General features: G+C 66.0%; 22 protein-coding genes. 12 read left to right on the top strand and 10 right to left on the bottom strand.

The genetic code is table 11. From position 1 onward, the window contains the following. Positions 1 to 90 precede the first annotated feature (90 nt). Positions 91 to 1005, top strand: coding sequence for a 50S ribosomal protein L3 N(5)-glutamine methyltransferase (gene prmB / locus ACZ5TO_RS22095; RefSeq protein ID WP_464800710.1), 915 nt, complete (start codon positions 91 to 93; stop codon positions 1003 to 1005). A 4-nt stretch (positions 1006 to 1009) separates the two neighbouring features. Here prmB and ACZ5TO_RS22090 read toward each other — a convergent pair whose 3' ends face one another. The 10 genes from ACZ5TO_RS22090 to ACZ5TO_RS22045 form a co-directional block, all read right to left on the bottom strand. Beyond that, positions 1010 to 1948 (bottom strand): XdhC family protein, encoded by a 939-nt coding sequence (locus ACZ5TO_RS22090; protein WP_464800709.1) that lies wholly within the window; start codon positions 1946 to 1948, stop codon positions 1010 to 1012. 1 nt (position 1949) lies between these two features. Then, positions 1950 to 2534 carry a UbiX family flavin prenyltransferase gene (locus tag ACZ5TO_RS22085; RefSeq protein ID WP_184140749.1) on the bottom strand — a complete coding sequence of 195 codons (585 nt, stop codon included), beginning with the start codon at positions 2532 to 2534 and terminating at the stop codon, positions 1950 to 1952. 3 nt (positions 2535 to 2537) lie between these two features. Next, positions 2538 to 3911 (bottom strand): UbiD family decarboxylase, encoded by a 1374-nt coding sequence (locus ACZ5TO_RS22080; protein ID WP_464800708.1) that lies wholly within the window; start codon positions 3909 to 3911, stop codon positions 2538 to 2540. Positions 3912 to 3971: 60 nt separating this feature from the next. Continuing rightward, the gene (locus ACZ5TO_RS22075; RefSeq protein ID WP_160786443.1) at positions 3972 to 4919 is read right to left on the bottom strand and encodes an amidohydrolase family protein; all 948 of its coding nucleotides are present in this window, start codon (positions 4917 to 4919) and stop codon (positions 3972 to 3974) included. A 16-nt stretch (positions 4920 to 4935) separates the two neighbouring features. Beyond that, positions 4936 to 5859, bottom strand: a complete 924-nt coding sequence (locus ACZ5TO_RS22070; protein ID WP_184140745.1) for an amidohydrolase family protein — start codon at positions 5857 to 5859, stop codon at positions 4936 to 4938. 402 nt (positions 5860 to 6261) lie between these two features. Then, complete coding sequence (locus ACZ5TO_RS22065; protein WP_184140743.1) at positions 6262 to 7401, bottom strand: CobW family GTP-binding protein; 1140 nt, start codon at positions 7399 to 7401, stop codon at positions 6262 to 6264. Next, positions 7398 to 9704: a xanthine dehydrogenase family protein molybdopterin-binding subunit gene (locus ACZ5TO_RS22060; protein WP_464800707.1), complete on the bottom strand. Its 2307-nt coding sequence runs from the start codon at positions 9702 to 9704 to the stop codon at positions 7398 to 7400. Before ACZ5TO_RS22060 ends, ACZ5TO_RS22065 begins: the two co-directional genes overlap by 4 nt. Then, positions 9701 to 10183, bottom strand: a complete 483-nt coding sequence (locus ACZ5TO_RS22055; RefSeq protein WP_184140739.1) for a (2Fe-2S)-binding protein — start codon at positions 10181 to 10183, stop codon at positions 9701 to 9703. Before ACZ5TO_RS22055 ends, ACZ5TO_RS22060 begins: the two co-directional genes overlap by 4 nt. After that, positions 10180 to 11043 carry an FAD binding domain-containing protein gene (locus ACZ5TO_RS22050; RefSeq protein WP_184140737.1) on the bottom strand — a complete coding sequence of 288 codons (864 nt, stop codon included), beginning with the start codon at positions 11041 to 11043 and terminating at the stop codon, positions 10180 to 10182. Before ACZ5TO_RS22050 ends, ACZ5TO_RS22055 begins: the two co-directional genes overlap by 4 nt. A gap of 64 nt (positions 11044 to 11107) precedes the next feature. Next, positions 11108 to 12508: a nucleobase:cation symporter-2 family protein gene (locus ACZ5TO_RS22045; RefSeq protein ID WP_184140735.1), complete on the bottom strand. Its 1401-nt coding sequence runs from the start codon at positions 12506 to 12508 to the stop codon at positions 11108 to 11110. A 161-nt stretch (positions 12509 to 12669) separates the two neighbouring features. Between ACZ5TO_RS22045 and ACZ5TO_RS22040 the strand changes: the two genes are divergently transcribed. From ACZ5TO_RS22040 to ACZ5TO_RS21990, 11 genes are all read left to right on the top strand, one after another. Then, complete coding sequence (locus ACZ5TO_RS22040; protein WP_184140733.1) at positions 12670 to 13566, top strand: LysR family transcriptional regulator; 897 nt, start codon at positions 12670 to 12672, stop codon at positions 13564 to 13566. Positions 13567 to 13717: 151 nt separating this feature from the next. Beyond that, a complete protein-coding gene (locus ACZ5TO_RS22035; RefSeq protein ID WP_464800706.1) occupies positions 13718 to 14518 on the top strand; it encodes an aldolase in 801 nt (266 codons plus the stop codon). 221 nt (positions 14519 to 14739) lie between these two features. Further along, a complete protein-coding gene (locus ACZ5TO_RS22030; protein WP_464800705.1) occupies positions 14740 to 16035 on the top strand; it encodes an amidohydrolase family protein in 1296 nt (431 codons plus the stop codon). 51 nt (positions 16036 to 16086) lie between these two features. After that, on the top strand, positions 16087 to 17073 hold the full coding sequence (locus ACZ5TO_RS22025) for a BMP family protein (RefSeq protein WP_464800704.1): 987 nt from the start codon (positions 16087 to 16089) through the stop codon (positions 17071 to 17073). Between the two features lie 43 nt (positions 17074 to 17116). After that, entirely contained in the window at positions 17117 to 18097 is a 981-nt protein-coding gene (locus ACZ5TO_RS22020; protein WP_184140725.1) for a BMP family protein, read from the top strand. A 103-nt stretch (positions 18098 to 18200) separates the two neighbouring features. Continuing rightward, a complete protein-coding gene (locus ACZ5TO_RS22015) occupies positions 18201 to 19262 on the top strand; it encodes an ABC transporter permease (protein ID WP_343059415.1) in 1062 nt (353 codons plus the stop codon). A gap of 77 nt (positions 19263 to 19339) precedes the next feature. Then, positions 19340 to 20272 carry an ABC transporter permease gene (locus ACZ5TO_RS22010; protein WP_464800703.1) on the top strand — a complete coding sequence of 311 codons (933 nt, stop codon included), beginning with the start codon at positions 19340 to 19342 and terminating at the stop codon, positions 20270 to 20272. Between the two features lie 5 nt (positions 20273 to 20277). After that, entirely contained in the window at positions 20278 to 21810 is a 1533-nt protein-coding gene (locus ACZ5TO_RS22005) for an ABC transporter ATP-binding protein (RefSeq protein WP_184140719.1), read from the top strand. A 59-nt stretch (positions 21811 to 21869) separates the two neighbouring features. Next, positions 21870 to 22787: a LysR family transcriptional regulator gene (locus ACZ5TO_RS22000; protein WP_184140717.1), complete on the top strand. Its 918-nt coding sequence runs from the start codon at positions 21870 to 21872 to the stop codon at positions 22785 to 22787. Between the two features lie 105 nt (positions 22788 to 22892). Then, positions 22893 to 25490 carry a bifunctional lysylphosphatidylglycerol flippase/synthetase MprF gene (gene mprF, locus ACZ5TO_RS21995; protein WP_464800702.1) on the top strand — a complete coding sequence of 866 codons (2598 nt, stop codon included), beginning with the start codon at positions 22893 to 22895 and terminating at the stop codon, positions 25488 to 25490. Beyond that, positions 25487 to 26878 carry an AcvB/VirJ family lysyl-phosphatidylglycerol hydrolase gene (locus tag ACZ5TO_RS21990; RefSeq protein ID WP_464800701.1) on the top strand — a complete coding sequence of 464 codons (1392 nt, stop codon included), beginning with the start codon at positions 25487 to 25489 and terminating at the stop codon, positions 26876 to 26878. The genes mprF and ACZ5TO_RS21990 overlap by 4 nt, the downstream gene beginning before the upstream one ends. Positions 26879 to 26968: the final 90 nt, after the last annotated feature.

The following is a 26968-nucleotide window of genomic DNA, read 5'->3' as shown; positions in this document are numbered from 1 at the left end:
GGCGGCCCCGCTATCGGTTGACCCATCGGCCCTTGCCACTCAACGGCGGGGGCGTCCAGCCCAATTCGCACCATTCGAAGTGAGACGCCGTTGAACAAGGACGACATTACCAGCGAACTCGTGACCCTGCGCGATTACTGGCGCTACGCGATTTCCCGCTTCAACGCCGCCGATCTCGGCTTCGGCCACGGCACGACGACCGTCGGCGACGACGCGGCCTTCCTGCTGCTCGATTCGCTCGACCTGCCGATCGACACGCTCGATCCCTTCCTCGACGCGCGCCTGCTGCCGGCCGAGCGCAAGCTGCTGGCGGAGCGCATCGAAACGCGCGTGACGACCCGCAAGCCGTCTTCCTACATCACCGGCCATGCCTATATCCAGGGCGTGCGCTTCCATGTCGACGAGCGGGTGATCGTGCCGCGCTCGCATATCGGCGAGATCCTGTTCGGCGAATATCTGAACTCGGAAGGCTCCTCTTTCCTGCCCGATCCGCTGTCGGTGGAAAGCGCGGCGGACATCTGCACGGGCTCGGGCTGCCTTGCGGTTCTGGCCGCGAAATTCTTCCCGCAGGCCGCAATCGACGCCGTCGACCTCTCAGCCGATGCGCTGGAAGTAGCGAAGATCAACCTTGCCGAACATGACGTGGAGGACCAGGTGAGCCTCCATCACGGCGACCTCTTCGCCCCGCTTGCCGGCCGCCGCTACGACCTCATCATCACCAACCCGCCCTATGTCGACCATGCGGCGCTTGCCGGCTTCCCGGCCGAGCATCGGGCCGAGCCGGTCATGGCCCATGACGGCGGCGAGGACGGGCTCGACCTCGTGCGCCGGCTTCTGACGGAAGCGGGCGACCACCTGACACCGGAGGGCGGCATGATCTGCGAGATCGGGTCGGGCCGGGAAATCCTCGAAGAGGAATTCCCCCATCTCGATTTCCTCTGGCTGGAAACCGCCGAATCGCAGGACGCGGTGTTCTGGATCTCCGCCGAGGCGCTCGGCGCCTGACGGCCTATCCGGCGTCGCCGGGCAGGCGTGCCTGCGCGATATCCGCGACGACGGAAACGGCGAGCGAGCGGGAATCGCGCGCCTTGTCGAAAATCCCGATGGGCGCGCGGATGCGCGCGAGCGCGGCGGCCTCGACGCCCCGTTCGCGAAGGGCGGCGCAGCGCTTCTCATGCGTGCGCCGGCTGCCGAGCGCGCCGATGTAGAAGGCGTCGGTGGCGAGCGCCTGCTCGAGCAGCGGCACTTCCCGATCGACGTCATGGAAGAGGATCGCGACGGCCGTATCCGCATCGACGTCGCCCGGTGCGGGCACCTTGCCGCGCTCGACGACGATCACCTCGTAGCCGGCCGCCGTCGCGACCGCGGCGACCCGCCCCGTCTCGGCAGGACCGCCGGCCAGAACCAGTCGCTCCTTCGGCCGGTACCGACGAATGAAACAGTCATTCTCCCAGCCGGTCGGGCCTGCGCCCTGAGCGAGGGAAAGCGCCTGCGCACCCGGATCGTAGCGCAGGCGCACGGGCATGCGCCGCTCCAGCGCGGCGAGCGCCCGGTGCAGCGGATCGGCATCGCGCAGGACATGGATGGCAAGGGTGATGCCGCCGCCGCAGGGCAGCACGATATCGAAGAAGGGTGAGCCTTCGCCGAGGCGGAGGTTCCGGTCTACGCCCTTGGCAATGGCGCTCGCGGCCTCCGCCGCCACCGCCGCCTCGGTGCAGCCGCCGGAAACGAAGCCGCAGTAAAGCCCGTCCCCGCGCACCGCCATCTGCGCACCGATGGCGCGGGCCGCACCGCCGTGGATCTCGACGAGGGTGACGAGGGCCGCCTTGTGGCCCTCGTCGAGACATCGGGCGGCAAAGCCCAGAATCTCGACGGCGTCGTCGGAAAGGAATGCAGCGCGCGGTTCTAGCGTCAGCGTCTGCGGGTCGGAGGCGATAAGGGCGGCCATGTCACTCCACTCCTTGCGTTCCCTGCCATCGTCGCACGATACCGGCGTCGAGGTCAAAGAGATCGAGGACCCGGCCGACCGTGTGGTCGACCATGTCCTCCAGGCTTTTGGGCCGGGCGTAGAAGGCGGGAACGGGCGGGTAGATGATACCACCCATTTCGGTCACCTGCGCCATGTTCCTGATATGGCCGAGATGCAGCGGCGTCTCGCGCAGCATCAGCACGAGCCGGCGGCGTTCCTTCAGCACCACGTCGGCGGCGCGCGAGAGGAGGTTGTCCGTCGTGCCGGTGGCGATCTCGGCCATGGTCTTCACCGAGCAGGGCGCGACGATCATGCCGAGCGTCTTGTAGGAGCCGGAGGAGCAGACCGCGCCGATATCCTTGTTGGAATGGGTGGTCGTCGCCAGCGCCTCGAGGTCCTGCTTCGTGAAGTCCGCCTCGGCCGCCAGCGTGATGCAGGCGGCGCGCGACATGACCAGATGCGTCTCGACCCCGAGGTCGCGCAACACTTCGAGGATGCGCTTGCCGTAGATGGCTCCGGAAGCGCCCGAAATGCCGACGATCATGCGTGCTGGCCGCTCGCTCATCGCCTATCCCGCGCTTGCAAGGAGTGCGGCGGCGCGCGCATTGGCCTCGTCGCTGATGCGCGCGCGCACGCCGTGGAAATTCGGCCCGCGCGTCGCATCGAGCCCCATGCGCGAGGTCGTGCCGATGCCGCTCGCCGACGGATCGAGCGCATTGCCCGGCAGGCCCTCGATGATGACGACGTCCTTGTGCGGCTGGAAATGGGTGGCGAGCGCCCAGAGCACTTCCGAGTCCTTGGTGATGTCGACGTCCGCGTCCACCACCACGACGTTCTTCAGGTACTGGTCCCAGCCGAGAAGGCCGAGCATGACCTGCCGCGCCTCGCCCTCGCGCGTCTGGTTCATCGCGATATAGGCGTGGAAATGGGTGCCGGAGGACGGGTAATGCACAGCGGTGATCGAGGGGAAGCGGGCCTTCAGCTTCTCGACCACCTCCGCCTCGCGCGGCACGCGGCCGAGGTTCAGGTGCTCGGCCGAATTGCCGCCCGCGACGGAAACCAGCATGGCATCGCGCCGGCGCATGATCGTCTCGACCGTGAAGAGGTTGTTGGTCGAGCGGTCGGAGGAATAGCCGGTGAACTCGCCGAACGGCCCCTCCTCAACATGGGCCTCGGGATCGATCACGCCTTCCAGCACGATCTCGGCATGGGCGGGAACGCGGATGCCGTATTTCGGCGTGCGCACGACCTGGAGCGGTTCGCCCATCAGGCCGCCGGCGACGTCGCGCTCGTCTTCACCGAAGGCAAGGCGGGCGGAGGCGGCGATCATGAACAGCGGATGGCCGCCGATCACCATGGCGACAGGCATCGGCCTGCCCTTCTCCTTCGCCATGTTCATCAGGCGCCAGAGATGGCCGCGCGAATGCAGCGAGGTCGCGAGCGCGTTCCTCGAATGGATCATTGCCCGGTGATAGCTGAGATTGCCGGCGCCCGTTTCCGGGTGCTCGCTGATGATGATGCCGCTGGTGATGTATTTCGTGCGGTCGGTGTCGAAGTGTTTCAGCATCGGCAAGCCGTGGAGATCGACGGCGTCGCCGGAGATGATCTCCTCGCTGACCGGGCCGCTTTCCACCACTTCCGGCGCGAAGGGCTTGTTGGCGCGGGCCTGGTAGGCCTCGTGCAGCCTGTCGGCGGTCGAGCCGAGAAGGCGGGCGATGCGCTCGCGCGAGGCGAAGATGTTGCAGAGGACTTCCGCGCCGATACCGCTGACGTTCTTCAGGTGCAGCATCGGGTGCTGCCCCTTGTCCGCAAGGTTCCAGATCAGCGCCGTAGCATCCTGATCGTCCGAGACCGGCCGGTCGATGGTGATGACGTCCTCGGGGTGCCGGTCCCGGTAATCGGCCAGGAAGCGGCGGACGTCTTGCTTGTGGTACTCGGTCATCTCTCGGCCTCGGTTCTGCGGGTAGGTGACGGCGCCCCGGAGGGCGCCGCCGTGTTCGGATCAGGCCGGCTGCAGCAGGTGCTTGCCGGTGGCGCGGTCGACGCCGGCGTAGCTGTCCGTCAGGCGCGCCTGGGCGTCCTTCAGGTCGCGCGGCGGCGGCGAGGGGTCGATGCCGACGAGCTTGGCGATGTTGTTGCCGAGATAGCCTTCCAGGTCGTCCTCGGAGAGGTTGATGCCGTGCGGCGGATCCTTGCAGAGCACTTCCAGCTCGCGCAGCCACATGCCCGGGTCGTTCGGCGGGCTGTCCGTGCCGAAGACGATCTTGTTCTTCGGAAGCTGCTGGGCGAACTCCACGATGCGCGACTGGAAGCACCAGCCGGATTCGCAGTAGACGTTCGGCGTATCCATCGCCATCCAGAAGGACTCGAACGAGTAGTTGCCGCCCGTCTGGATGCCGAAGTGACCGATGATGAAGTTGACCATCGGGAACTCGCGGATGATCGGGTAGAACATCGTCGGGATGGTGTACGGGCCGTCGCCGGTGTGGATGAGGACGACGACGCCAAGCTCGGCGCACTTCTTCATCGCCGGACGCAGCCATTCGAGCGCGCGGTCGGGACGGTAGCCGTGCATGTTGGCATGCAGCTTCAGCATCTTGAAGCCGTATTCTTTGACGTGGAATTCCAGCTCCGCAGCGCCGTTTTCGGGCCCCCAGCGCGGGTTGTAGTTGAAGTTGCCGATGAAGCGGTCCGGATACTTCTCGCACAGCTCGGCGATATAGGCCATGTAGTCGCGGATGCCCTCGCGGCCCTTGCGGTTGCCGTCACGGTAGCCGGTGTTGCCCGGCGGCGGCTGGATGAAGCCCATGTCGATACGGCGTGGCTTGCCGTTGATCATGTAGGGGCCGTCCATCAGCTTGAGCATGCGCTCGCCCGTGAAGGGCGTACCCGTATGACGCCACGCCTCGTCGACGAGGTTGGTCGGGTGAAGATGGGTATCGATGATCATTGTTCACTCCGTTCGTTTACGCGGCGATCTGGACGCCGTGCTGGCGCAGATACGCCTCGGCTTCCTCGACGGTTGCCGGCGGGGCGGTCGGCTCGAGGCCGATCATGCGGGCGAGGTTGTTGCCGAGGTAGTCCTCCAGCGTGTCCTCATCGAGGTTGAGGCCCTGCGGCGGCTCGTGGCAGAGGACTTCCAGAAGGTTGATCCACATGCCCGGCTCGTTCGGCGGCGTATCGGAGCCGAAGAGGATCTTGTGCTTGGGCAGGACCTTGGCGAACTCGACGATGCGCGACTGGAGGCACCAGCCGGATTCGACATAGACGCTCGGCGTGTCGAGGGCCATCTGCATGGGCTCGAACACATAGACGCCGCCGGTCTGCACGCCGAAATGCGCGAGGATGAAGTTGATTTCCGGGAACTCGCGGATGATCGGATAGAATTCCGTCGGGATCGAGTACGGACCGTCGCCGGTATGCACCTTCACCATCAGGCCGAGCTCGGCGCACTTCTTCATGGCCGGACGCAGCCAGTCGAGTGCGCGGTCCGGGCGGTAGGCGTGCATGTTCGCCTGGAGCTGGACCATCTTGAAATCGAATTCCTTGGCATAGCGTTCGATTTCGTCGACGCCGTTCTGCACGCCGTAGCGCGGGTTGTAGACGAAGCAGCCGAGGAAGCGGTCGGGATGCTCGGTCACCATCTTTTCCGTATAGCCCATGTACTGGCGGATGGCGGCTTTGCCTTCCAGGTCCATGACTTCATGGGTGTAGATGGTGTTGCCCTGCGGCGGCTGGATGAAGGCCTTGTCGATGCGGCGCGGCTTGCCGTTCACGTAGTACGGGCCGTCCATCATCTTCAGAAGCTTGTCGCCGGTGAACGGCGGTCCGTCATGGCGCCAAGCCAGGTCCACCAGGTCGGTGGGGTAGCAGCTTAGGTCGATTATCATTCCTGTTCTCCTGTCGTAGAGGGTCCGGTCGATGCGGGGCCGCGCGATGAACGCCATGCCGGCAAAAGCCGGGCGTGGATCCGCGATCTCAGGAAATGCCAATGACGGAGGAAACGGGCCGGCGCATCGTCCCCAAGGCGGGGGCAACCGGGCGTTCCTTTCGTAGTCAGCATCGACATCGCAGCCTCATCTTCCAACAGACGGTGAGCAATTGTCGGTGCTTCTACTCGCCTGCGAAAAGACCACAGGGCGGGCTTTATGTCAATAAAATAATCAATCTAACCCATTATTTTTAAAAGGATTTTTCCGCGCAAACGGCAGCGACCGCCCGCGCGCTGGAGGGTGCGCGGGCGGTTCAGACAGAGGACTTGCGAAAGCGGCTTGAGAGCGGGAGAAGCGCCGTCAGGCCGCCAGGCATGCACGCAAGTTTCTGTCGATACCCTCACGGTCGAGATTGCGGCCGATGAAGACGAACTTCGACTTCGGCTTGTCCTCGCCCCAGGCGTGATCGGCCCGGAAATCGACCAGCTTATGGACGGCCTGGAGCACGAAGAAGCGCTCGTCGTCCGCCACCGAGACGATGCCCTTGGTGCGGAAGATGTCGTCGCCGTGCTCGGCGAGGTAATCCTTCAGGAAAGCCGCAAGCTTCTCACCGTCGAAAGGCTCCGGATAGACGAAGGAATGGGACTTCACCGTCGCGTCGTGCCGGTGCGGGCGCAGCGAGATCGGGCCGGCCTTGCCGCCCTCGTCGCCGTGATGGTGATCATGGGCATGGTCGTGATCGGGATGGTCGCAGGCCGCATCGTGGCAATCGTGGTCGTGATGGCCATGTGCGTCGCGGTCGTCGTCGAGGTCGATGTCGAGGATCTCCGCCCGCTCGCGCACATAGGACGGGCGGAAGCCGTTGACGCCGAGGATATTGGAAAGGTCGACCTTGCCGTAGCTGGAGCGCAGGATCGGCGCCGTCTGGTTGAGCTTGCGCAGCGAGCCCTCCAGCGAGCCGAGAGCGTCCTCCTCGGCAAGGTCGATCTTGTTGACGAGGATGCGGTCGGCCGCGACGATCTGGTTGACCGCCTGGTTGTCGCTGCCGTCGAGCACCGGGTCGTAGAGGTGCTGGTCGATATGCATGGCGTCGACCAGCGTCACGATGGCGTCGAGCTCGACTTCCTCGGCGACGCTGCGGTCGACGAAGAAGGCGGTGGCGACCGGCGTCGGGTCGGCAAGGCCGGAGGTCTCGACGATGATGTGGTCGAACTTGTCCTTGTGGCTGAGGAGCTTCTTCATCACGTCGATCAGGTCGTTGCGCACGTCGACGAAGCAGCAGATGCAGCCGTTCTGCATCTGGAAGATCTCCTCGTCCGAGGCGAGCACGAGGTCGCTGTCGACGTCCACCTCGCCGTATTCGTTCTCGATCACCGCGATGCGGTGGCCGTGGCGCTCGGTGAGGATGTAGTTGAGCAGCGTCGTCTTGCCCGACCCCAGGAACCCGGTGAGGATGGTGATCGGGAGTTTTCGTTCGGCGGGTTGGATGTGCATGTTCATGCGTCCTTCTCCCTCAAGGCTTTCAAAATATCTTCCGGGGTGATCGGATAGTGGTGGAAGCGGACGCCGATGGCGTCGTGGATGGCGTTGGCGATGGAGGGGCCGATGGCGATGATCGGGTCCTCGCCGACCCCCTTGGCACCCCACGGTCCGCCCGGATCGGGCGCGGCTTCCAGGATGATCGTCTCGATGTCCGGCATGTCCATGGACAGCGGCATCTTGTAGTCGACGAGGCCCGCGTTGAGTGAGCGGCCGGTCTTCTTGTCGATGACGTAGTCCTCGGTCAGCGTGTGGCCGATGCCCTGCTGGATGCCGCCCTCGATCTGGCCCTGCGCGGCGATCGGGTGGATGACCCGGCCGACATCGTGCACCGGGATGACGCGCTTGACCTCGACGATCCCGGTTTCCGTGTCGACGTCCACTTCGGTGAAGTGGGCGGCGAAGGAATAGGACTTCGTCGGCTCGTAGGTGCCGTTGCCGACGATGTTGGCGGCCGGTATGCCCTTCGACGGGCCCATGGCCTCGGCAACGCTGATGAAGCGGCCGGGTTCGGCGATCACGAAGACGCGGCCTTCGCTCGCATCGATCTCGCCGACCTGGACCTGCAGCTTCATCGCCGCCCGTTCCAGCACGGCTTCGCGCGCCTTGCCGGCGGCGATCTTGGCGGCGCTGCCGACGAGATAGGTCGTGTGGCTGGCGAAGGCCCCGATATCCCATGGCACGACGTCGGTGTCGCCGTGGATGACGCCGACATCCTCGAAGCGCACGCCAAGCTCTTCGGCGACAATCTGCGCCAGCGCGGTATGCGCGCCGGTGCCGAGGCCGGCGGCCCCGGTGAGCAGCGTCACCGTGCCGTCCTCGTTGACCTTTACCGTGGCGTTGCCCTGCTCCTTGATGCCCGGATAGGCGGAGGAGCCGTGCATCTCACAGCCGACGCCCCAGCCCTTGCGGATATGCGGGCGCTTCGGGTCCGGCGTGCGGTCGCGCTCGCGCAGCTTCTTCCAGCCGATAGCGTCGATGCCGTGCTTGATGCAGGTCTCGAGCCCGTGGCCGACGATCGCATGGCCGGAGGGCGCGATATCGCCCTGGCGGACGGCGTTCTTCAGCTTCACCTCGGCCGGGTCCAGTCCGAGCCGTTCTGCGGCTTCGTCCATCTGGATATCGAGCGCATAGTAGCTCTGCACCACGCCGTAGCCGCGGAAGGCCCCGGTGATCGGCGTGTTGGTGTAGACGCAGCGGCCCTCGATGCGCACGTTCTCGCAGCGATAGAGCGAGGTCGCGGCATTCGTGCCGACCGTTGTGACGCCCGGGCCGTGCGAGCCGTAGGCGCCGGAATCGTAGACGAGCTTCATGTCGCGCGCGACGATGGTGCCGTCGTTGCGGAAGCCCTGCTTGAGCCAGACCTTGCAGGGATGGCGGGCGCGGCCGGCGACGAACGTCTCGTGGCGGGTGAACTCCATCTTCACCGGCCGGCGCGTCTCCTTTGCAAGGAGCGCGCAGAGGAACTCGTGCTGGAAGCAATCCTGCTTGGCGCCGAAGCCGCCGCCCATATGATCGACGAGGACGCGCACCTTGGTGAGCGGCAGGCCGAGCACTTCGGCAAGGATGCCGCGCACCATGAAGGAGGTCTGCGTCGAGATCCAGACGGTGAGCTTGTTGGAGCCGTCCCAGTCGGCGATGCAGATGTTCGGCTCCATATAGGCCGGATGCGGCCGGCCGCCGGAGAAGACGCCTTCGAGCACGAAGTCGGCCTCGGCGAAGCCCGCCTCGACGTCGCCGCGGTTGACGCGGACCGGGTCGAGCACCAGGTTGCCGCCCGGGCCGACCTCGTGGAGGATCGGCGCGCCCGGCTTGACGGCCTCGTCCGGGTCGAAGACGGCCGGCAGGGGCTCGTATTCCACCTCGATGAGGTCGAGCGCCTCGTCGGCGATCTCCTCGCTGATGGCGGCGACGGCGGCGACGCCCTCGCCCCAGAAGCGCACGCGGTCGTCGAGGATGTACTGGTCCTTGGTGCAGGAGGCCGAGCGCGGATGCGGCGAGCCATAGTGCAGGACGCGCGGCACGTTCTCATGCGTCAGCACGGCCTTGACGCCCGGATAGGCGAGCGCCTTGCTGACGTCGATGCTCTTGATGCGCGCATGGGCGACGGCGGCGCGCTTCATCTTGCCGTAGAGCATGCCCGGCAGCTTGACGTCGCCGGTATACTGCGCCTCGCCTGTCACCTTTTCCAGGACGTCGTCGCGCTTGACGCTCTTGCCGACGATCTTGAACTCGCGCTTTTCGATCGGGGTCGTCATGTTCATGATCTTGCTGCCTCCATCTCGCGCGCGGCGGATTTGATCGCGTCGAAAATCTTGGTGTAGCCCGTGCAGCGGCAGATATTGCCGGACAGGCCGAAGCGGATGTCCTCGTCGGTGGGGTTCGGGTTGTCGTCGAGCAGCTTCTTGGCCATCATCAGGATGCCCGGCGTGCAGAAGCCGCATTGCGATGCCCCGTGCCGCATGAAGGCGTCCTGCAGCGGATGAAGCCTGTCGACGCCAGGCTGGAGCCCTTCGACGGTCTGGACCGAGCGGCCCTCGGCCTCCACGGCCAGCATGAGGCAGGCATTGACCGGCTCGCCGTCGACGATGACGGTGCAGGCGCCGCAGTCGCCGACGTCGCAGCCCTTCTTGGTGCCGGTAAGGCCGACCTCCTCGCGCAGCGCGTCGAGCAGCGAGCGGCAGGTGTCCACCGTCATCTCGCGCGGCTCGCCGTTCACGGTGAATTCGACGATCTTCTTCATGCGAAAGTCTCCAATGCCTGTTTGATGGCGCGGCCCGTGAGCACGCCGACCATGTCGCGGCGGTAATCGGCGCTGGCGCGCACGTTGCTGATCGGCGTGCACTCCTCCATCGCCTTGTCCGCGGCGCTCTTGACGGTTGCCGCGTCGAGCGCGGTGCCGCGCAGCATGGCCTCGGCCTGAGAGGCGCGCAGCACGGTCGCGCCGACGGCGCCGAGCGCGATGCGGATGTCGCTGCAGACGCCCTCCTCCATCAGGAGGCTGACGGCGACGCCGACGGTGGAAAGCTCCATCGCCTTGCGGCGGCCGTGCTTGAGATAGGCCTTGCCGCTGTTGTCGGCGGCCGGCGGCACCGTGATGCCGGTGACGATCTCGCCCTTGGCGAGCACGGTCCTGCCCGGCCCGGTGAAGAATTCGGAAAGCGGCACCACGCGCATGTCGGTGCGGCTGTAGATATGGACGAAGGCGCCGTCCGCGATCAGCGGCGGAATGGTGTCGGCGGACGGCGAGGCGCGACAGATATTGCCGACGACCGTCGCGCGGTTGCGCACCTGGATGGAGCCGAGCGAGGCGAAGGCCGCGCGCAGGTTCGGATAGCGCTGGCGCACCAGCGGCAGACGCTCCAGCCGGCCGACCGTCACCAGGGCGCCGAAGGTCAGCCCGCGCGTCTCGTCGTAGGTGATGTCGGACAGGCCGGGGATCGCCTTGATGTCGACGACGTTGCGCACGCGGCGCAGCCGCTCCCGGATCTCGACCAGAAGGTCCGTTCCGCCGGCGAACAGGAAGGTATCGTCACCGAGTTCGGTGAGAAGACGGGAGGCGTGCTCCAGCGTTTCCGCCCGATGATAGTCAAAGCGTCTCATGGCTTTCCTCTTTGTTCAGGGATCCGGCGGCGTAGAGCCGCCGGAGATGTTGCGTGTGTTGCCTTCAGGCCGCGTCGGGCGCGGCTGCGCCGTTCTTCAGGCCGTGGCTGTGGTCGTCCTCCTCGCGTGCGGGCACGCCGTTGAAGAGGATGTTGAGAAGCGCGGCGGCGAAGGTGCCGACGAGCACGCCGCTATGCAGGAACTTGTCCAGCGCATCGGGCAGCTTGTCGAAGATGTTCTCCGCCACGACCGGCACCATGGCGAGGCCGACGCTGACGGCGACGATGTAGAGGTTGCGGCGGTTGGCGACGAAATCCACCTTGGCGAGGATCTTCACGCCGGTGGCCGAAACCATGCCGAACATGACGATCGCCGCGCCGCCGACCACGTAGCTGGGGATCGATGCGCTGACGAAGGCGACCTTCGGCAGCACGCCGAGCAGGATCAGGATGGCGCCGCCCGTGGCGACCACCCAGCGGCTGAGCACGCCGGTGATCTGGAGCAGGCCGACATTCTGCGCATAGGTCGTGTAGGTGAAGGTGTTGAGCAGGCCGCCGATGATGTTGCCGACGCCGTCGGTGCGAAGGCCGCGCGTTAGGTCCTCCTGGGTGATCTTGCGCCCGGCCATGTCGCCGACCGCCAGGAACTGGCCGGTCGATTCGATCATCATGACCGTCATGACGGCACAGAGCGACAGGATCGACCAGAACTCGAAGACCGGCCAGCCGAAGGCGAGCGGATGGATGACGCGCACCCAGTCGGCATCTCCCACGCCGCCGAAATCGACCTTGCCGAAGGCGATGGCGACGGCAAAGCCGATGCCAATGCCGATCAGCACCGCGAGATTGGACAGGAAGCCCTTGAGAACGCGGGTGAGCAGGAGGATCGATACGAGGACGAGCGCGGCGATGGCGAGCGCGAAGGGCGCGCCGTAGGCCGGGTTCGGGATCATGCCGTCCGGTCCCTTGATCATCGGCTGGCCGCCTGCGGCCCAGTTGACGCCGACGCGCATCAGCGACAGGCCGATGACCAGCATCACCGTGCCGGTGACGACCGGCGGGAAGAAGCGCACCCAGCGCCCGAAGAACGGCGCCACGAGGATGGTGAAGATACCGGATCCTATGACGGCGCCGATGACGCCCGGCATGCCGAGGTCCGGATTGGTGCCCGTCGCGATGATCGAGGGCACGGCGGTAAACGAGATGCCCATCATGATGGGCAGGCGAACGCCGACATTCCAGATGCCGAGCGACTGGATGATGGTCACGAGACCGCAACAGAAGAGGTCCGCGCTGACGAGCATCGCGACCTGCTCCTTCGGCAGGTGCAGTGCGCTGCCGATGATGAGCGGCACGGCGACCGCGCCGGCATACATGACGAGAACATGCTGGAGGCCCAGTGCCAGAAGGCTCGGGACCGGGTACATTCTTTCGACGGGATCCGTCGTGGTATCGGGATTGGACATTCGCTTTCCTCCCAGCGAACAGGTTCCGGCGCGGTGGGGGGCATCTTGGCCTCTTGGGTTCGGCACCGCACGCCGTACACCGAGGATCATGAGGCTGGCCAAATCAGTAAACAATCGGCATAATTATATTTATTCATCCAATAATTGGATAAATGGTCGCCATGGACATCACGCTGAAGCAGCTCCGGGCCTTCGTCACCGTGGCCAATCTCGGGCAGTTCACCCTTGCGGCGGACAAGCTCGGCTCGTCGCAATCGGCGGTGAGCACATTGGTGCGGCAACTGGAGACGAACCTGAACCTGCGCCTCTTCGACCGGCATACACGACTCCTGCGCCTCACGCAGGCCGGCATGGACATATTGCCGATCGCCGCGCGCGCCGTCGCCGACATCGAAGGCATGGTGGAAAGCTCGCGGGAGCTGAACGCGCTCCGGCGCGGCAAGGTGACGATGGCGGCGGGCACGGTGCAGGCCGCGCTCATGGTCCCGCAGCTCGTCCACGGCTTCACCAAGCTCTACCCGGAGATCACGGTGGAGTTGCACGACGTCGCGGAGAAGACCGTGCTGGAGCAGGTCGCCAACGGTTCGGCCGACCTCGGCATCGGCACGGTGCCGGACGACGACCCCGATCTCGTCGGCACGCGGCTGACGACGGACGAGTTCCTCGTCGTGCTCCATGCGGAGGACCCGCTGGTCAAGATCGCGACGCTGCGCTGGACGGACCTTGCCGAGCGCAAGCTGATCGGCCCGCAGCGCGGCAACCCGATCCGCGAGCGGCTGGAGAACGAGCTGGCGCGCAACGGCATCATGCTGCCGCTCGACAAGGCCATGCAGGAGGTGGCGCTGCCGCTGACGATCATCGGCATGGTCGAGGGCGGACTGGGCGTCGCCATCATGACCTCGGCGGTGACGCGCCTTGCGACCTCAATGGGCCTCATCGTGCGCACGCCGACCGAGCCGCACATCAAGCGCGAGGTCAGCCTGATCCAGAAGCGCTCCCGCTCGCTTTCGCCGGCGGCCCGCAGGTTTCGCGATTTCCTGATCAAGTCCGTCCATTGACCCGCGAAAAATTCGGGCGTTATCTGATGGCGCTGCTGGACTGCGCGAGGCGCAGGCAGGCAGGGCGCAGCGGTCCCTGCTGCGCGCGGTGCCGGCGCCCGTGCGTGCTCCGGCCGCCGCCGCTCCCAGCCACACAAGACCAGGAGCACCCATGGCTCATTCCCTCAAAGACCGCGCCGCCTCTTGCGACGAGACCGGCCGGCCGAATCGCCCCGACCTTTCCACCGACGCCATCCGCACGGCGAAGGAAGACCTTGCCGCCTGCTTCCGCATGGCCGCCCGCAACGGTTTCGAGGAAGGCATCTGCAACCATTTCTCGGCCGTCGTGCCGGGCCATGACGACCTCTTCATCGTCAATCCCTACGGCTATGCCTTCCGCGAGCTGACGGCCTCGAAGCTCCTCGTTTGCGACTTCAACGGCACCGTCGTCGACGGCGAGGGCGAGCCGGAGGCGACGGCCTTCTACATCCATGCCGAGATCCACCGCCGCCTGCCGCGCGCCAGGGTCGCCTTCCACACCCACATGCCCTATGCGACCGCGCTTTCCATGACGGACGGCCAGCCGCTGATCTGGGCCGGGCAGACGGCGCTCAAGTTCTACGGCCGCACCGCGGTCGACGAGAACTACAACGGTCTCGCCCTCGACTATTCCGAGGGCGCCCGCATCGCCGGAACGGTGGGCGACGCCGATATCGTCTTCATGAAGCACCACGGCGTCCTGGTGCTGGCGCCGACCATCGCGGAGGCCTGGGACGACCTCTACTACCTCGAACGGGCCGCCGAGGTGCAGGTGCTCGCCATGTCCACCGGCCGCACGGTCACGCCCGTCGACCCGGCGATCGCCGAGGCCGCCTACCGCCAGATGCGCGAGGGGGACGCGGATTCCGCAAGAGCCCATCTGGCGGCCATCCGCCGGCAGCTCGACGCCGAGGAACCGCAATATCGCCATTGAGGGCGGAACGCGTTTGCGCCGCGCGCCTTTCAGGCGGCGCAAACGCATCTCTCACACAGACTATTGAAAATACTTCATTTTCTGACGCGGTTTTTGCAAACGCAAAAAATCTTAGCAACTGCGATTATTTGGAATCTGTTATCAAACAATTGAAATAATGAATTTGTTTGAATTAATGGCCCGTGCTTAGGTTCCTTACATAACGAAAAAGGCGGGAACGAATGGTACGCGAAAATCCAACTGCGTCGCTCGCAAGTCTGGCCTCCGGTCAGTCCTTTGCGCTTACGGGAGGCACCGTCATCCTCGAGGACGGCTCGCAATCGGCAAGCGACATCATCGTGGGAGCGGACGGGCGCATCGTCGCCGTCGAACCCTTCCTCGACACGAGTTCGTGCGGAGCCTGCGTCGATATCGCAGGCATGCTGGTCACGCCCGGTTTCCTCGATGCCCACCAGCACCTCGACAAGACCGGCGTGCTGCGCTTCACGCCCAATCCCTCCGGCACGCTGCAGGGCGCCCGCGAGGCCTTCGCCAAATATGCCCGCACCGCCGGGCCCGACGACATCCACAAGCGGGCGACGCGCACTGTCGAGCGATGTCTTTCCCGCGGCACCACGGCCATCCGCAGTCATATCAACGTCGACAAGGATGCCGGCTTCCACGGCATCGAGACGCTGGCGGGCGTGCGCGACGCCGAGAGGGACCGCATCACCCTCCAGCTCGTCGCCTTCATGACACCGCATCCCGGCCAGGACTTCGACTGGCTCGGCAAGAACATCGACGACGCGGTGGCGCTGGCCGACGCGGTCGGGGGAACGCCCGCCGTTTCCGAGGATCCGCCGCGCTATCTCGACATCCTCTTTTCCGCCGCCGTGAAGGCCGGCAAGCCGGTCGACCTGCACCTCGACGAGCATCTCAACGCCGGCGTCCACCTGCTCGATGCCGCCCTCGACCGGGTCGAGCGCTTCGACATGCGCGGCCGCACCGTGTTCAGCCACATCTCCGTGCTGAGCGCCCTGCCCCGCCGCGACTTCCAGCGCATCGCCCAGCGCATGCTCGACCTCGATGTCGGCGCGGTGACGCTGCCGGCGGCGAACCTCTACCTTCAGGGCCGCGACTACGAGATGCTGCCGCCGCGCGGGCTTACCCGCGTCGCCGAACTTCACCGGATGGGCGTCACCATCGCCACGGCCTCGGACAATATCCAGGACCCGTTCGTGCCGACCGGCTCGGGCGACATGCTGGAAATCGCCCGCTGGACGCTGCTCGCCGGCCATCTGCGCGGCGACGAGCTCTCCGCCGCCCACCACATGATCACGACGGCGCCGGCTCGCCTGATGGGCCTCGGCAAGGACTACGGCCTGAAGGCCGGCGCGCGCGCCGACTTCGTCGTCACCGATTGCATCGATACCGACACGCTGGTTGCCGGCGGGCCGGATCGCGCCTTCGTCTTCTCGAAGGGCCGCCTCGTCTCGCAGACGGCGACCGAGACCATCCGCGAAAAGGAGGATGCATAACCGAGCGGCGACTCCGGGGGATTGGAACTGCAATCTATTGGGAGGAATGAAATGGGAAAGACCGCGATTTCACGTCGTTCGTTGCTTGCGTCCACCGTTGCACTGGCCCTTGCCGGAATGGCCGGGCCCGTCCATGCCGAAGACTTCAAGATGGGCCTCCTCGTTCCCGGCAGCGTCGCCGAGGAAGGCTGGAACCGCATCGCCTACGACGCGCTGAAGCGCGTCGAGAAGGAACTCGGCGCCAAGATCAGCTATGTCGAATTGCCCGACAACCCGGCCGCCTTCGAAAAGGCGTTCCGCGACTATGCCAGCCACGGCTACCAGGTCGTCCTCGGCCACGGCTTCCAGTTCCAGGATGCGGCCCTGACGACGGCGGAGGACTTTCCCGATACCGTCTTCCTCGTCTCGTCGAGCTACATCCACGAAGGCAAGGTGATCGGGCTCAACACCGATGCCAGCCAGCCCTTCTATCTGATGGGCGTGATCGCCGCGAAGATGGGCAAGGGCGCCGGCCTTGTCGGCGGCATGGAAATTCCGCCCATCGCGCATGCCTTCGAAGGCTTTGCGAAGGGCGCCAGGAGCGTCGATCCGGACTTTCCGGTCTCCACCGTCTATATCGGCAGCTTCACCGATGCGAGCGCGGCCAAGGAAGCCTCGCTCAGCATGATCTCGCAGGGCGCCGATTTCGTCGTTCCCAATGCCAATGCGGCGGGACTGGGCGTCATCCAGGCGGCGCAGGAGACGGGCGACCGGCTCGGCACCTTCAGCGTCTACAGCGACTACACGGACGTCGCGCCGAAGAACATTCTCGGCACGTTCATCGCCGATTACGGGCAGGGCATCGTGCGCATCGTCTCGGGGATCAAGGACGGCACGATACCGCAGAGCAATGTCGACTTCGGCCTGGCGGACAAGGACGTGATCAAGTTCACGTTCAACGACGCGGCCGCCCGGTCCGTGCCGGAAGACGTCCGCAAATATGTGGAGGAGGTGAGCGCCAGGATCTCCGCAGGCGAGATCGAGACGCGCACGAAGTAACCGATGCCCCTCCGGGGAAATCATCTTAATGGGAGGAAGAGCAATGAGACTTTCACGACGGACTTTCCTGGAAGGAGTGGCGGCGCTGTCCATCGCCGTTTCCATCCCGGCAATGGCTCAGGCCGAAGACTTCAAGATGGGCCTTCTGGTGCCCGGCAGCGTCTCGGAAGAGGGCTGGAACCGCATCGGCTACGACGCGCTGAAGGGCGTGGAATCCCAGCTCGGCGCCAAGATCAGCTATGTCGAGCTGCAGCAGAACCCCGCCTCCTTCGAGAAGGCGTTCCGCGACTATGCGAGCCAGGGCTACAAGGTCATCCTCGGCCACGGCTTCGAGTTCCAGGACGCCGCGCTTGAAGTGGCGCAGGACTATCCCGACACCTACTTCCTGATCTCCTCGAGCGCGATCCACGAAGGCAACGTCATCGGCCTCAACACCGATACCAGCCAGCCCTTCTACCTGATGGGCGTCATCGCCGCGAAGATGGGCCACAAGGCCGGCCTCGTCGGCGGCATGGAGATCCCGCCGATCCAGCAGGCCTTCACCGGCTTCAAGAACGGCGCGAAGAGCGTCAATCCCGATTTCCCGATCAGCGAGGCCTATATCGGCAACTTCACCGATACGACGGCGGCCAAGGAAGCGGCCCTCAGCATGATCTCGCAGGGTGCGGACTTCGTCGTGCCGAACGCCTCGGGCGCCACCGTCGGCGGCTACCAGGCCATCGCCGAATCCGGCCCGGACGTGCGCACCTTCTCGATCTTCAGCGACTTCACGCCGGTCGCGCCCAACAACATCCTCGGCCTCTACGTCGCCGATTATGCGCAGGGTGTGGTGGAAGTCGCCCGGGCGATCAAGGACGGCAACCCGCCGACCGAGAACGTCGTCTTCGGCCTGAAGGACCCGAAGGTCATCTCCTTCACCTTCCGCGAGGACGGCCCGGTCACGGTGCCCGAAGACATCCGCGCCGAGGTCAAGGCGATCAGCGACAAGATCGCGGCCGGCGAGATCAAGACCGACACCCCGTAATCGGCTGTGCTGCGGCCGGCCCTCCGGCCGCAGCGCACCGTCCAGCGCCACGCCAACATCCGGACCTATCATGGAACAGGTTAACCAGGGAGTGCGCGAGACCGTGTATCCTCAAGCAGCCCATACTTTCTACCGCAAGCTCTCGCAGATCGCACTCAGCGCGGTGACCCCCATCGCGGCGGTCTCCGTGGCGCTCGCCTGCGGGGCCGTCCTTCTCTGGCTCAACGGCTTCAACGGGCTCGACGCCATCACCGTCATGGTCTTCGGCTCGTTCCAGGACATGCGGGCGGTCGGCGAGATCCTCCTGAAGGCGACGCCCCTCATCCTCATCGGCGCGGGGCTCTGCGTCGCCTTCCGGTGCAGCATCTGGAACATCGGCGCGGAGGGCCAGCTCTATGCGGGGGCGATCGCCGCCACGCTCGTCGGCACCAGCCTCGACGGCCTCTCCGTCTGGATCCATGCGCCGCTCGTCATGCTGGCCGGTGCGCTCGCGGGCGCGGCCTGGGCCGGCATTGCCGGCTACCTCAAGGTCCGCTTCCGGGCGAGCGAGATCGTCACCACGATCATGCTCAACTATATCGCGCTGATCCTGACGAGCTATCTCGTCACCGGCCCGATGAAGGATGCGAGCGCCGCCTATCCGCAATCGGCGCGCCTCGTGCGCGAAGCCTGGACGCCGCGCATCGTCTCCGACATGCGCCTGCATATCGGCATCCTCATCGCCGTCGTGCTGGCCGTCGCGCTCTATATCTTCCTGCAAAGGAGCAGCCGGGGCTTTGCGCTGCGCGTCGTCGGCCTCAATCCGCATGCGGCGCGCTATGCCGGCATGGACGTCGCCCGCAACGTGATGGTCGCCATCTGCATCTCCGGTGCGATGGCCGGCCTTGCCGGGGCCTTCGAGGTGGCCGGCGTCACCCACCGGCTCTACCAGAACATCTCGCCGGGCTACGGCTTCGAGGGCATCGCGGTGGCGCTGCTCGCCAACAACAATCCCCTGGCGGCGATCCTGTCGGGCGGGCTTTTCGCGACGCTCCGCTCCGGCTCGGAAGTCCTCCAGATCACCTCGCAGGTGCCGCAGGTCCTCGTGCTGGTCATCCAGGGCATCGTCATCCTCTCGGTCGTCGCCTTTGCCAAGCTGCGCGACATCCTCAGGATCGTGGCCTGAAAGAATGGAAACTCCCGCAGGGCCGCCGGTCCTGCGGGAAAACAAAAACCTGGGCGACATTCCCGAAGGACCTCACCATGGACGACATGATGTTCCTCACCTTCCTCGCGACGCTCATGGGCGCCGCCTGGAGGCTTGCGACCCCCCTCATCTTCGCCTCGATCGGCGAGGTCTTCTCCGAGCGTGCGGGCGTGCTCAATATCGGGCTGGAAGGCACGATGCTCGTCGGCGCCTTCTGCGGCTTCGCCACGGCGTCCGCCACCGGCAGCATCCTCATCGGGCTTCTTGCCGGCATTCTCGGCGGCATGGCGTTCGGCCTCCTCTTCGCCCTCTTCACGATCACCATCAAGGCGGACCAGATCGTGGTGGGCGCGGCGCTCAATCTTCTCGGCATGGGGCTGACGGCCTTCCTCTTCCGCACCTACTACGTCTCGACGGGCAAGGGCATCGAGATCGCCCAGCCGGTCCACATTCCCTTCCTCAGCGACCTGCCCTTCCTCGGCGAGGCCTTCTTCCGGCAGAACCTCATCGTCTATTCGACGATCCTCGTGACGATCCTCGCCGCCCTCGTGCTCTACCGCACGTCCTTCGGCCTGACGCTGCGGGCCGTCGGCGAGCATCCGAAGGCCGTCGACGTCGCCGGCCGCAACGTCGCGGGCTACCGCTATGCCGCCGTGCTGGTCGGCACGGGGCTCGCCGGGCTCGGCGGCGCCTTCCTGACGCTCGGCCATTCCAACCAGTTCGTCGAGGGCATCACGTCCGGCCGCGGCTTCATCGCGCTCGCCGTCGTCGTCTTCGCCCGCTGGTCGCCGACGGGGGCCTTCTTCGTCTCGCTGCTCTTCGGCCTCTTCTATGCCCTTCAGTTGATGCTGCAGGCCGAGGCATCGGTGGTCGTGCCCTACCAGGTCCTCCAGGCGCTTCCCTACATCATGACGATCGTCACGCTCGTCGTCGTCCGCGGCAAGGGCGCGGCTCCCAGCAAGCTCGGCCAGCCCTACGAGATGAGGTAACGGACATGTCCAACAAACCCTTCCTGCGCATCGACAACATCCGCAAGCGCTTCGGCCCCATCGTCGCCAGCGACGGCGTGTCGCTGGAAATCGAAGAGGGCGAGATCCACTCGCTGCTCGGCGAGAACGGCGCGGGCAAGAGCGTGCTGATGAGCATGATCTGCGGCATGGTGCGGCCCGACGAGGGTGAGATCGTCTACAGGGGCGAGGTCGTGCGCTTCAACAGCCCGCGCGAGGCGATCCGCCAGCGCATCGGCATGGTGCACCAGCATTTCATGCTCGTGCCCAACCTGACGGTCGCGGAAAACTACATCCTCGGCCAGGGCTCGGCGCTGCGCGTCATCAACGACATGGACAAGGTCCATGCGAGAATCCGCGCGCTTTCCGACCGCTACGCCCTCGACGTGCGCCCCGATGCCGTCGTCGAGGACCTTTCCGTCGGCGAGCAGCAGCGCGTGGAGATCCTGAAGGCCCTCTTCCACGGCATCGACCTCCTCATCCTCGACGAGCCGACCGCCGTGCTGACGCCGCAGGAGACCGACCGGCTGCTCTCGCTGATGGGCGATCTCGTCAAGGACGGCAAGACGGTCGTCTTCATCTCGCACAAGCTGGACGAGGTGATGCGCGTTTCCAACCGCATCAGCGTCATGCGCGACGGGCGCGTGGTGCATACGGTCGATGTCGGCGAGACGAATGCGCGCGAGCTCGCCCGCATGATGGTCGGCCGCGACGTGCGCATGGAGCTGCCGCGCAGCCCCGAGCCCGCCGGCCGCATCGTGCTCTCCGTCGAAAATCTCACCTGCCGCGCCGAAACGGGCCTTCCCGCCGTGCGCGGGGTGAGCCTCGACGTGCGGGCCGGCGAGATCGTCGGCATCGCCGGTGTCTCGGGCAATGGCCAGACGGAACTGTCGCTGGCGCTCTCCGGCCTGCTGCCGGTCGATTCCGGCCGCGTCGTGCTCAATGGCAAGGACATCACCGGGCTCGATCCCGCCCGCATCAATGCCAGCAGCTTCTCCCATATCCCGGAGGACCGCCACAAGCACGGCATCGTCATGTCGCTCTCGCTCAGCGAGAACGCCATCCTCCAGCGCTACGACCAGGCACCCTTCGCCGCCCGCGGCATGCTCAACGGCCGGGCAATCGGCGAGCACACCCGCGACCTCATCAAGCGCTTCCGCGTGAAGAGCCGCGACGAGAACCAGGCGATCGGCTCGCTTTCCGGCGGTAACCAGCAGAAGCTGGTGGTCGCGCGGGAACTCGCCCGCAACCCGGATTTCATCCTCGTCAACCAGCTTGCCCGCGGCATCGACATCGGCGCCATGGAATTCGTCATGGAGGAGATGCTGAAGCAGCGCGACAACGGCCGCGCTGTCCTGCTCATCTCCACGGAACTGGAAGAGCTGTTCGCCATCTGCGACCGCATCCTCGTGATGTTCCACGGCGAGATCCTCGGCGAGCTGCCGCCCGACCGCAGCCGCCTCGACGAGCTCGGCCTGCTGATGGCCGGCAAAACGGAGCAACCGGCGCTTGCAGGCTAGACAGGAGAACGCGCGGTAGCGTTTTATACGAACCGCACGAACAGGAAGGCGGCGCGGACATGAATATAACCCTGCGGCAACTCAGGGCCTTCATCGCGGTGGCCGAGTTTGGCCAGTTCAATCTCGCCGCCCGGAACCTGCACATCACCCAGTCGGCGGTCAGCATCCTCATCCGCGACCTCGAGACGGAGATCGGCGTGCGGCTGTTCGACCGCCACACGCGCATGGTCTCCCTCACGCTCGTCGGCCAGGAATTCCTGCCGCAGGCGCGCAAGATCCTGAAGGATCTGGAGCTTGCGGTCGGCGACGTGCGCGACAACGCCTCGCTGAAGCGCGGCCAGGTCACCATCGCCGCGGCGATCGTACTGGCCGCGACCATCGTGCCGCCGATCCTTGCGCGCTTCATGCGCATGTATCCGGAAATCTCCGTCAGCATCCGCGACATGCCGGAAGAGCAGATCAGCCCGGCGCTGAAGCGCAACGAGGTCGATATCGCCGTCGGCACGCTGTCGGAGGACGACCCCGAGATCGCCGCGACGGCCCTGCTGCGCGACAAGCTGATGCTCGTCTGCCGGGAAGACCACCGCTTCGCCAAGCGCAAGTCCGTGCGCTGGACGGAACTGAAGGACGAAACCCTCATCACGCTTGCCGCAGCCAACCCGCTGCGCAACATCGTCGAGCACAATCTCCTGCGCGTCGTGCCCAACTACCGGCCGAAATACGAGGTGCGGTTCTCCACCACCGCCATGAGCATGATCGCCGCCGGCATGGGCGTCGCCGTGCTACCGGAAAACTCCAGCCAGCTTGCCTCGGCCGTGCGGGTGACGACCGTCGATCTCATCGAGCCGATGGTCATGCGCGACGTCTCGCTGCTCCAGCGCCGCCATCACAGCCTTTCGCCGGCGGCGGAACATCTCAAGGCGGTCTTCATCGCCTATGCCGCCGATCGCGAGGCCCTTTCCGGCCTCGCCGACTAGCACCGCGCGAAATATCCTGCGGGAAGGCGGCCTCCCGTCACAACCTGCCCGACATTTGCCACAAGCCGGATCGATATGCAGCCGTTGCCCAGCGCGGATCGAACCATGTCGAATGAGAATAACGGGATTGTCGAGGATCGGCCGGCGCTGATCGTGCGGTTCTTCCTGACCTATCGGTTTTACATCCTGGGCGCGGCCAGCCTGCTGATCTTCGCCCTCGTCGCCTCGGGCGTCTACCGCCTCACCGCCGAAGTGCGCTACGACGAGGTGCTGGCGGCGCTTTCCGACACGTCCTGGAGCGCCATCGCCCTTGCGATCCTCTTCACGGGCCTCAGCTTCTTCGCGCTCGTCCTCTACGACGTCAACGCCATCGACTATGTCGGCCGCAGGACGCCGTTCCCCTCCGTGGCCGTCACGGCCTTCATCGCCTATGCCGTCGGCAACACCGTCGGCTTCGGCCCGCTCAGCGGCGGGGCGATCCGTTTCCGCGCCTATTCGCGGCTCGGCCTCTCGCCCGGCGAGATCGCCCGCGTCATCGCCTTCGTCACGCTCTCCTTCGGCCTCGGGCTCCTCTCCGTCAGCGCGCTCGCCACCCTCGCCGTCGCCCCGCGCGTCGCCGGCATCCTCGGCATCGACGCCGACTGGCTGCGGGCCATCGCCCTTGCCGTTCTCGCCGTCCTGGCGGCCGTGTTCTTCATCGGCCGCGCCGGCAAGGGAATCGATATCCGGGGCTTCAGCCTGCGCCTGCCCGACAGCCGCACCACCTCGCGCCAGTTCCTCGTCTCGGCGCTGGACATCGCCGCCGCTGCGTCCGTGCTCTACGTGCTCCTGCCGGAAACCCATGTCGGCTGGCCGACCTTCCTTGCCGTCTATGCGGTGGCGATCGGCTTCGGCGTCCTCAGCCATGTACCGGCCGGGCTCGGCGTCTTCGAGGCGGTCATCATGGCCGGCCTGTCGAATGTCATCAGCATCGACCAGCTCCTCGGCAGCCTCGTGCTCTACCGGCTGATCTACTACGTCCTGCCGCTCCTCCTCTCGACGATCCTGCTGCTCGTCACGGAAATGCGGCAGCTCACCCTGCGCCCGCGCGTGGCCGAGGCCGCGCAGCTCGCCGGCAAGCTGGCCCCGGCGCTGATCGCAACGCTGTCGCTGGTGCTCGGCACCATGCTGATCTTCTCCAGCGTGGTGCCGACGCCCGATTCCGATCTCGACGTGCTGGCGACCTACCTGCCGCTGCCCATCGTCGAGGGCGCGCATTTCCTCTCCAGCCTCCTCGGCCTGCTGCTGGTGGTGGCCGCGCGCGGCCTCGGCCAGCGGCTGGACGGGGCCTGGTGGGTGGCGCTGGGGGGCGCGGCGGTCGCCTTCGCCTTCGCCTTCCTCAAGGCCATCGCCGTCTTCGAGGCGGCGCTGCTCGCCCTCTTCATCGTCGCGCTCCTCGTCAATGCCCGCGCCTTCGACCGGCACAGCTCGCTGCTGCGCCAGACGCTCGGCCCCTCCTGGCTCGCGGCCATCGGCGTCATCCTCGTCACCGCCTTCGTCATCCTGCTCTTCGTCTACCGCGACACCGAATACGGCCATGACCTGTGGTGGCAGTTCGAATTCTCCGAGGAGGCCCCGCGGGGCCTGCGCGCGCTTCTCGGCCTTGCCATCGCCGCATCGGCGCTCGCGCTCTCCAGCCTGCTCCGCCCGGCGCATTTCCGCACGGAAGGGCCGACGAAGGAGGAACTGGAGCGCGCCGTCGCCATCACCATGGAACAGGACCTCGCCGACGCCAATCTCGTGCGCATGGGCGACAAGCGGCTGCTGTTCTCCCCATCCGGCCGGTCCTTCATCATGTACGGCATCCACGGCCGCTCGTGGATCGCGCTCGCCGACCCGATCGGCGCGGAGGAGGAGTTTCCCGAACTCGTCTGGCAGTTCGTCAGCGCGGCGCGCGCGGGTGGCGGGCGGCCCGCCTTCTACCAGATTTCGCCGCCGCTGCTTTCTGCCTGCGCGGATGTGGGCCTGCGCGCCTTCAAGCTGGGGGAGCTCGCCGTCATCGATCTCGCCGGTTTCGAGATGAAGGGAAGCCGCTTTGCGAACCTGCGCCAGTCGTACAACCGCGGCCTTCGCGACGGCCTCACTTTCTCCGTCGTGCCGCCGGGCGCGGTCGACGCCGTCCTTGCCGATCTCCGGGCGATTTCGGACGGCTGGCTCGCCGAGCACGAGACGAAGGAAAAGACCTTCTCCCTCGGTGCCTTCGAGGATGCCTACGTCGCCGCCCAGCCCGTCGCCGTCGTGCGGCTGGAGGATAAGATCGTCGCCTTCGCGACGCTGATGGTGACGAACACCAGGCACGAAGCCACCGTCGACCTGATGCGCTTTGCCCCCGAGGCGCCGAAGGGCACGATGGATTTCCTCTTCGCCAGCATCCTCGAATACCTCAAGGCCGAGGGCTACCGGCAGTTCAACCTTGGCATGGCGCCGCTCTCGGGCATGGCACGGCGCGAAGCGGCCCCGGTCTGGGACCGGGTCGGCGGAACGCTCTTCGAGCACGGCGAGCGCTTCTACAACTTCAAGGGCCTGCGCGCCTTCAAGTCGAAATTCCATCCGCGCTGGGAGCCGCGCTATCTTGCGGTATCGAACGGAACGGGCGCGGCGCTCGCCCTCATGGACGTGACCTTCCTCATCGGCGGCGGCGTCAAAGGAGTGATTGCGAAATGACATTTTCCCCTCGCCTCGCCGCCGGGCTGCTTGCCGCCCTCCTCCTGCCGCTTGCCGCGGCCGCCGATGATGGCGGGCAGACCTTCGACACGGGCATGATCCCGCCCGGCCATATCCTGATGCCGGACGATGCGCCGGAGGCGAGCATCTTCCTCATCTCCGGCGCGGACGGATGGGGCGATGCGGAGGACGAGCAGGCCGCCGCCCTCGTCGACAAGGGCGCCGCCGTCATCGGCATCGACCTGCCGGCCTATCTGAAGGCCCTGCAGGCCAACACCGAAAGCGACGATCCCAAAGCGTCCGACGACTGCGTCTACATGATCTCGGATATCGAATCGCTCGCCCATCAAGTGCAGCGTGCGGGCGGCTCCACGAGCTACCACCCGCCGATCGTCGCCGGCATCGGCGAAGGCGGCGCGCTGGCGCTCGCCATGGTCGCCCAGAGCCCGGCCGCGACCGTCGGCGAGGCCGTCGCCGTCGATCCCGACGCCGGCATCGCCCTCGACAAGATTCTCTGCACGCCCGCCGCCAAGACGAAGACGAACGGCCGCACCGTCTACGGCCTGACGGACGGCCCGCTTCCCGCCGCGATCACCGTGCTCTTCACCGCCGACGCGGCGCAGGACGACCGCGACCACGTCGCCGCGCTCAGGAAGGCCCATCCCGACATCGACGTGCGCGATGCGTCGGCAACCGCCGGGGACGTCCTCGGGCAGGCCCTCGCCGACCGGATGGATGCGGAAAGCGACACGGATTCCCCGCTCGGCCTGCCGCTCACCATCCTCAAGACGGCGCCGGCCTACGACACGATGGCCGTCGTCTATTCGGGCGACGGCGGCTGGCGCGACATCGACAAGGAGGTGGCGGGCGCCCTCCAGCAGCGCGGCATTCCGGTCGTCGGCGTCGATTCGCTGCGCTACTTCTGGTCCGAGCGCAAGCCGCAGGAGACGGCGGATGACCTTGCGCGCATCATCGATACGTTCCGCAAGAAATGGAACGTGAGTCATGTCCTGCTCGTCGGCTATTCCTTCGGCGCGGACATCATGCCGGCCACCTACAACCTCCTTTCGCCGGAGGACAGGGCTCGCGTGCCGCAGGTCACGCTCATGGCGCTCTCCCGCCAGGTCGACTACGAGGTTTCCGTGACAGGCTGGCTGGGCGTTGCCGGAGCCGGCGCGGGCGGAGACCCCGTCGACGACATCGCGAAGATCGATCCCGGGGACGTGCAATGCATCTACGGCTCGGAGGAGGACGACGATCCCTGCCCGACGCTGAAGGCATCGGGCGTCGAATCCATCCGCATCGAGGGCGGCCACCACTTCGACGGCGACTATGACACGCTCGCGACCCGCATCATCGAAGGCCTCAAGCGACGGCTTGAAAAATAGGGGGAAAAAGACCGCCTGAAACAGGCATGGCGGAACGGGGGGAAAACCGTATAGAAAGCCGTCTTTCGGAATCATCGGCGAACTGCGCGC

The sequence above is a fragment of the Shinella sp. Sh6 genome (assembly GCF_055392685.1).
The sequence above is the reverse complement of the archived record's forward strand: the minus strand, read 5'-3'. Positions and strand labels throughout refer to the sequence as shown.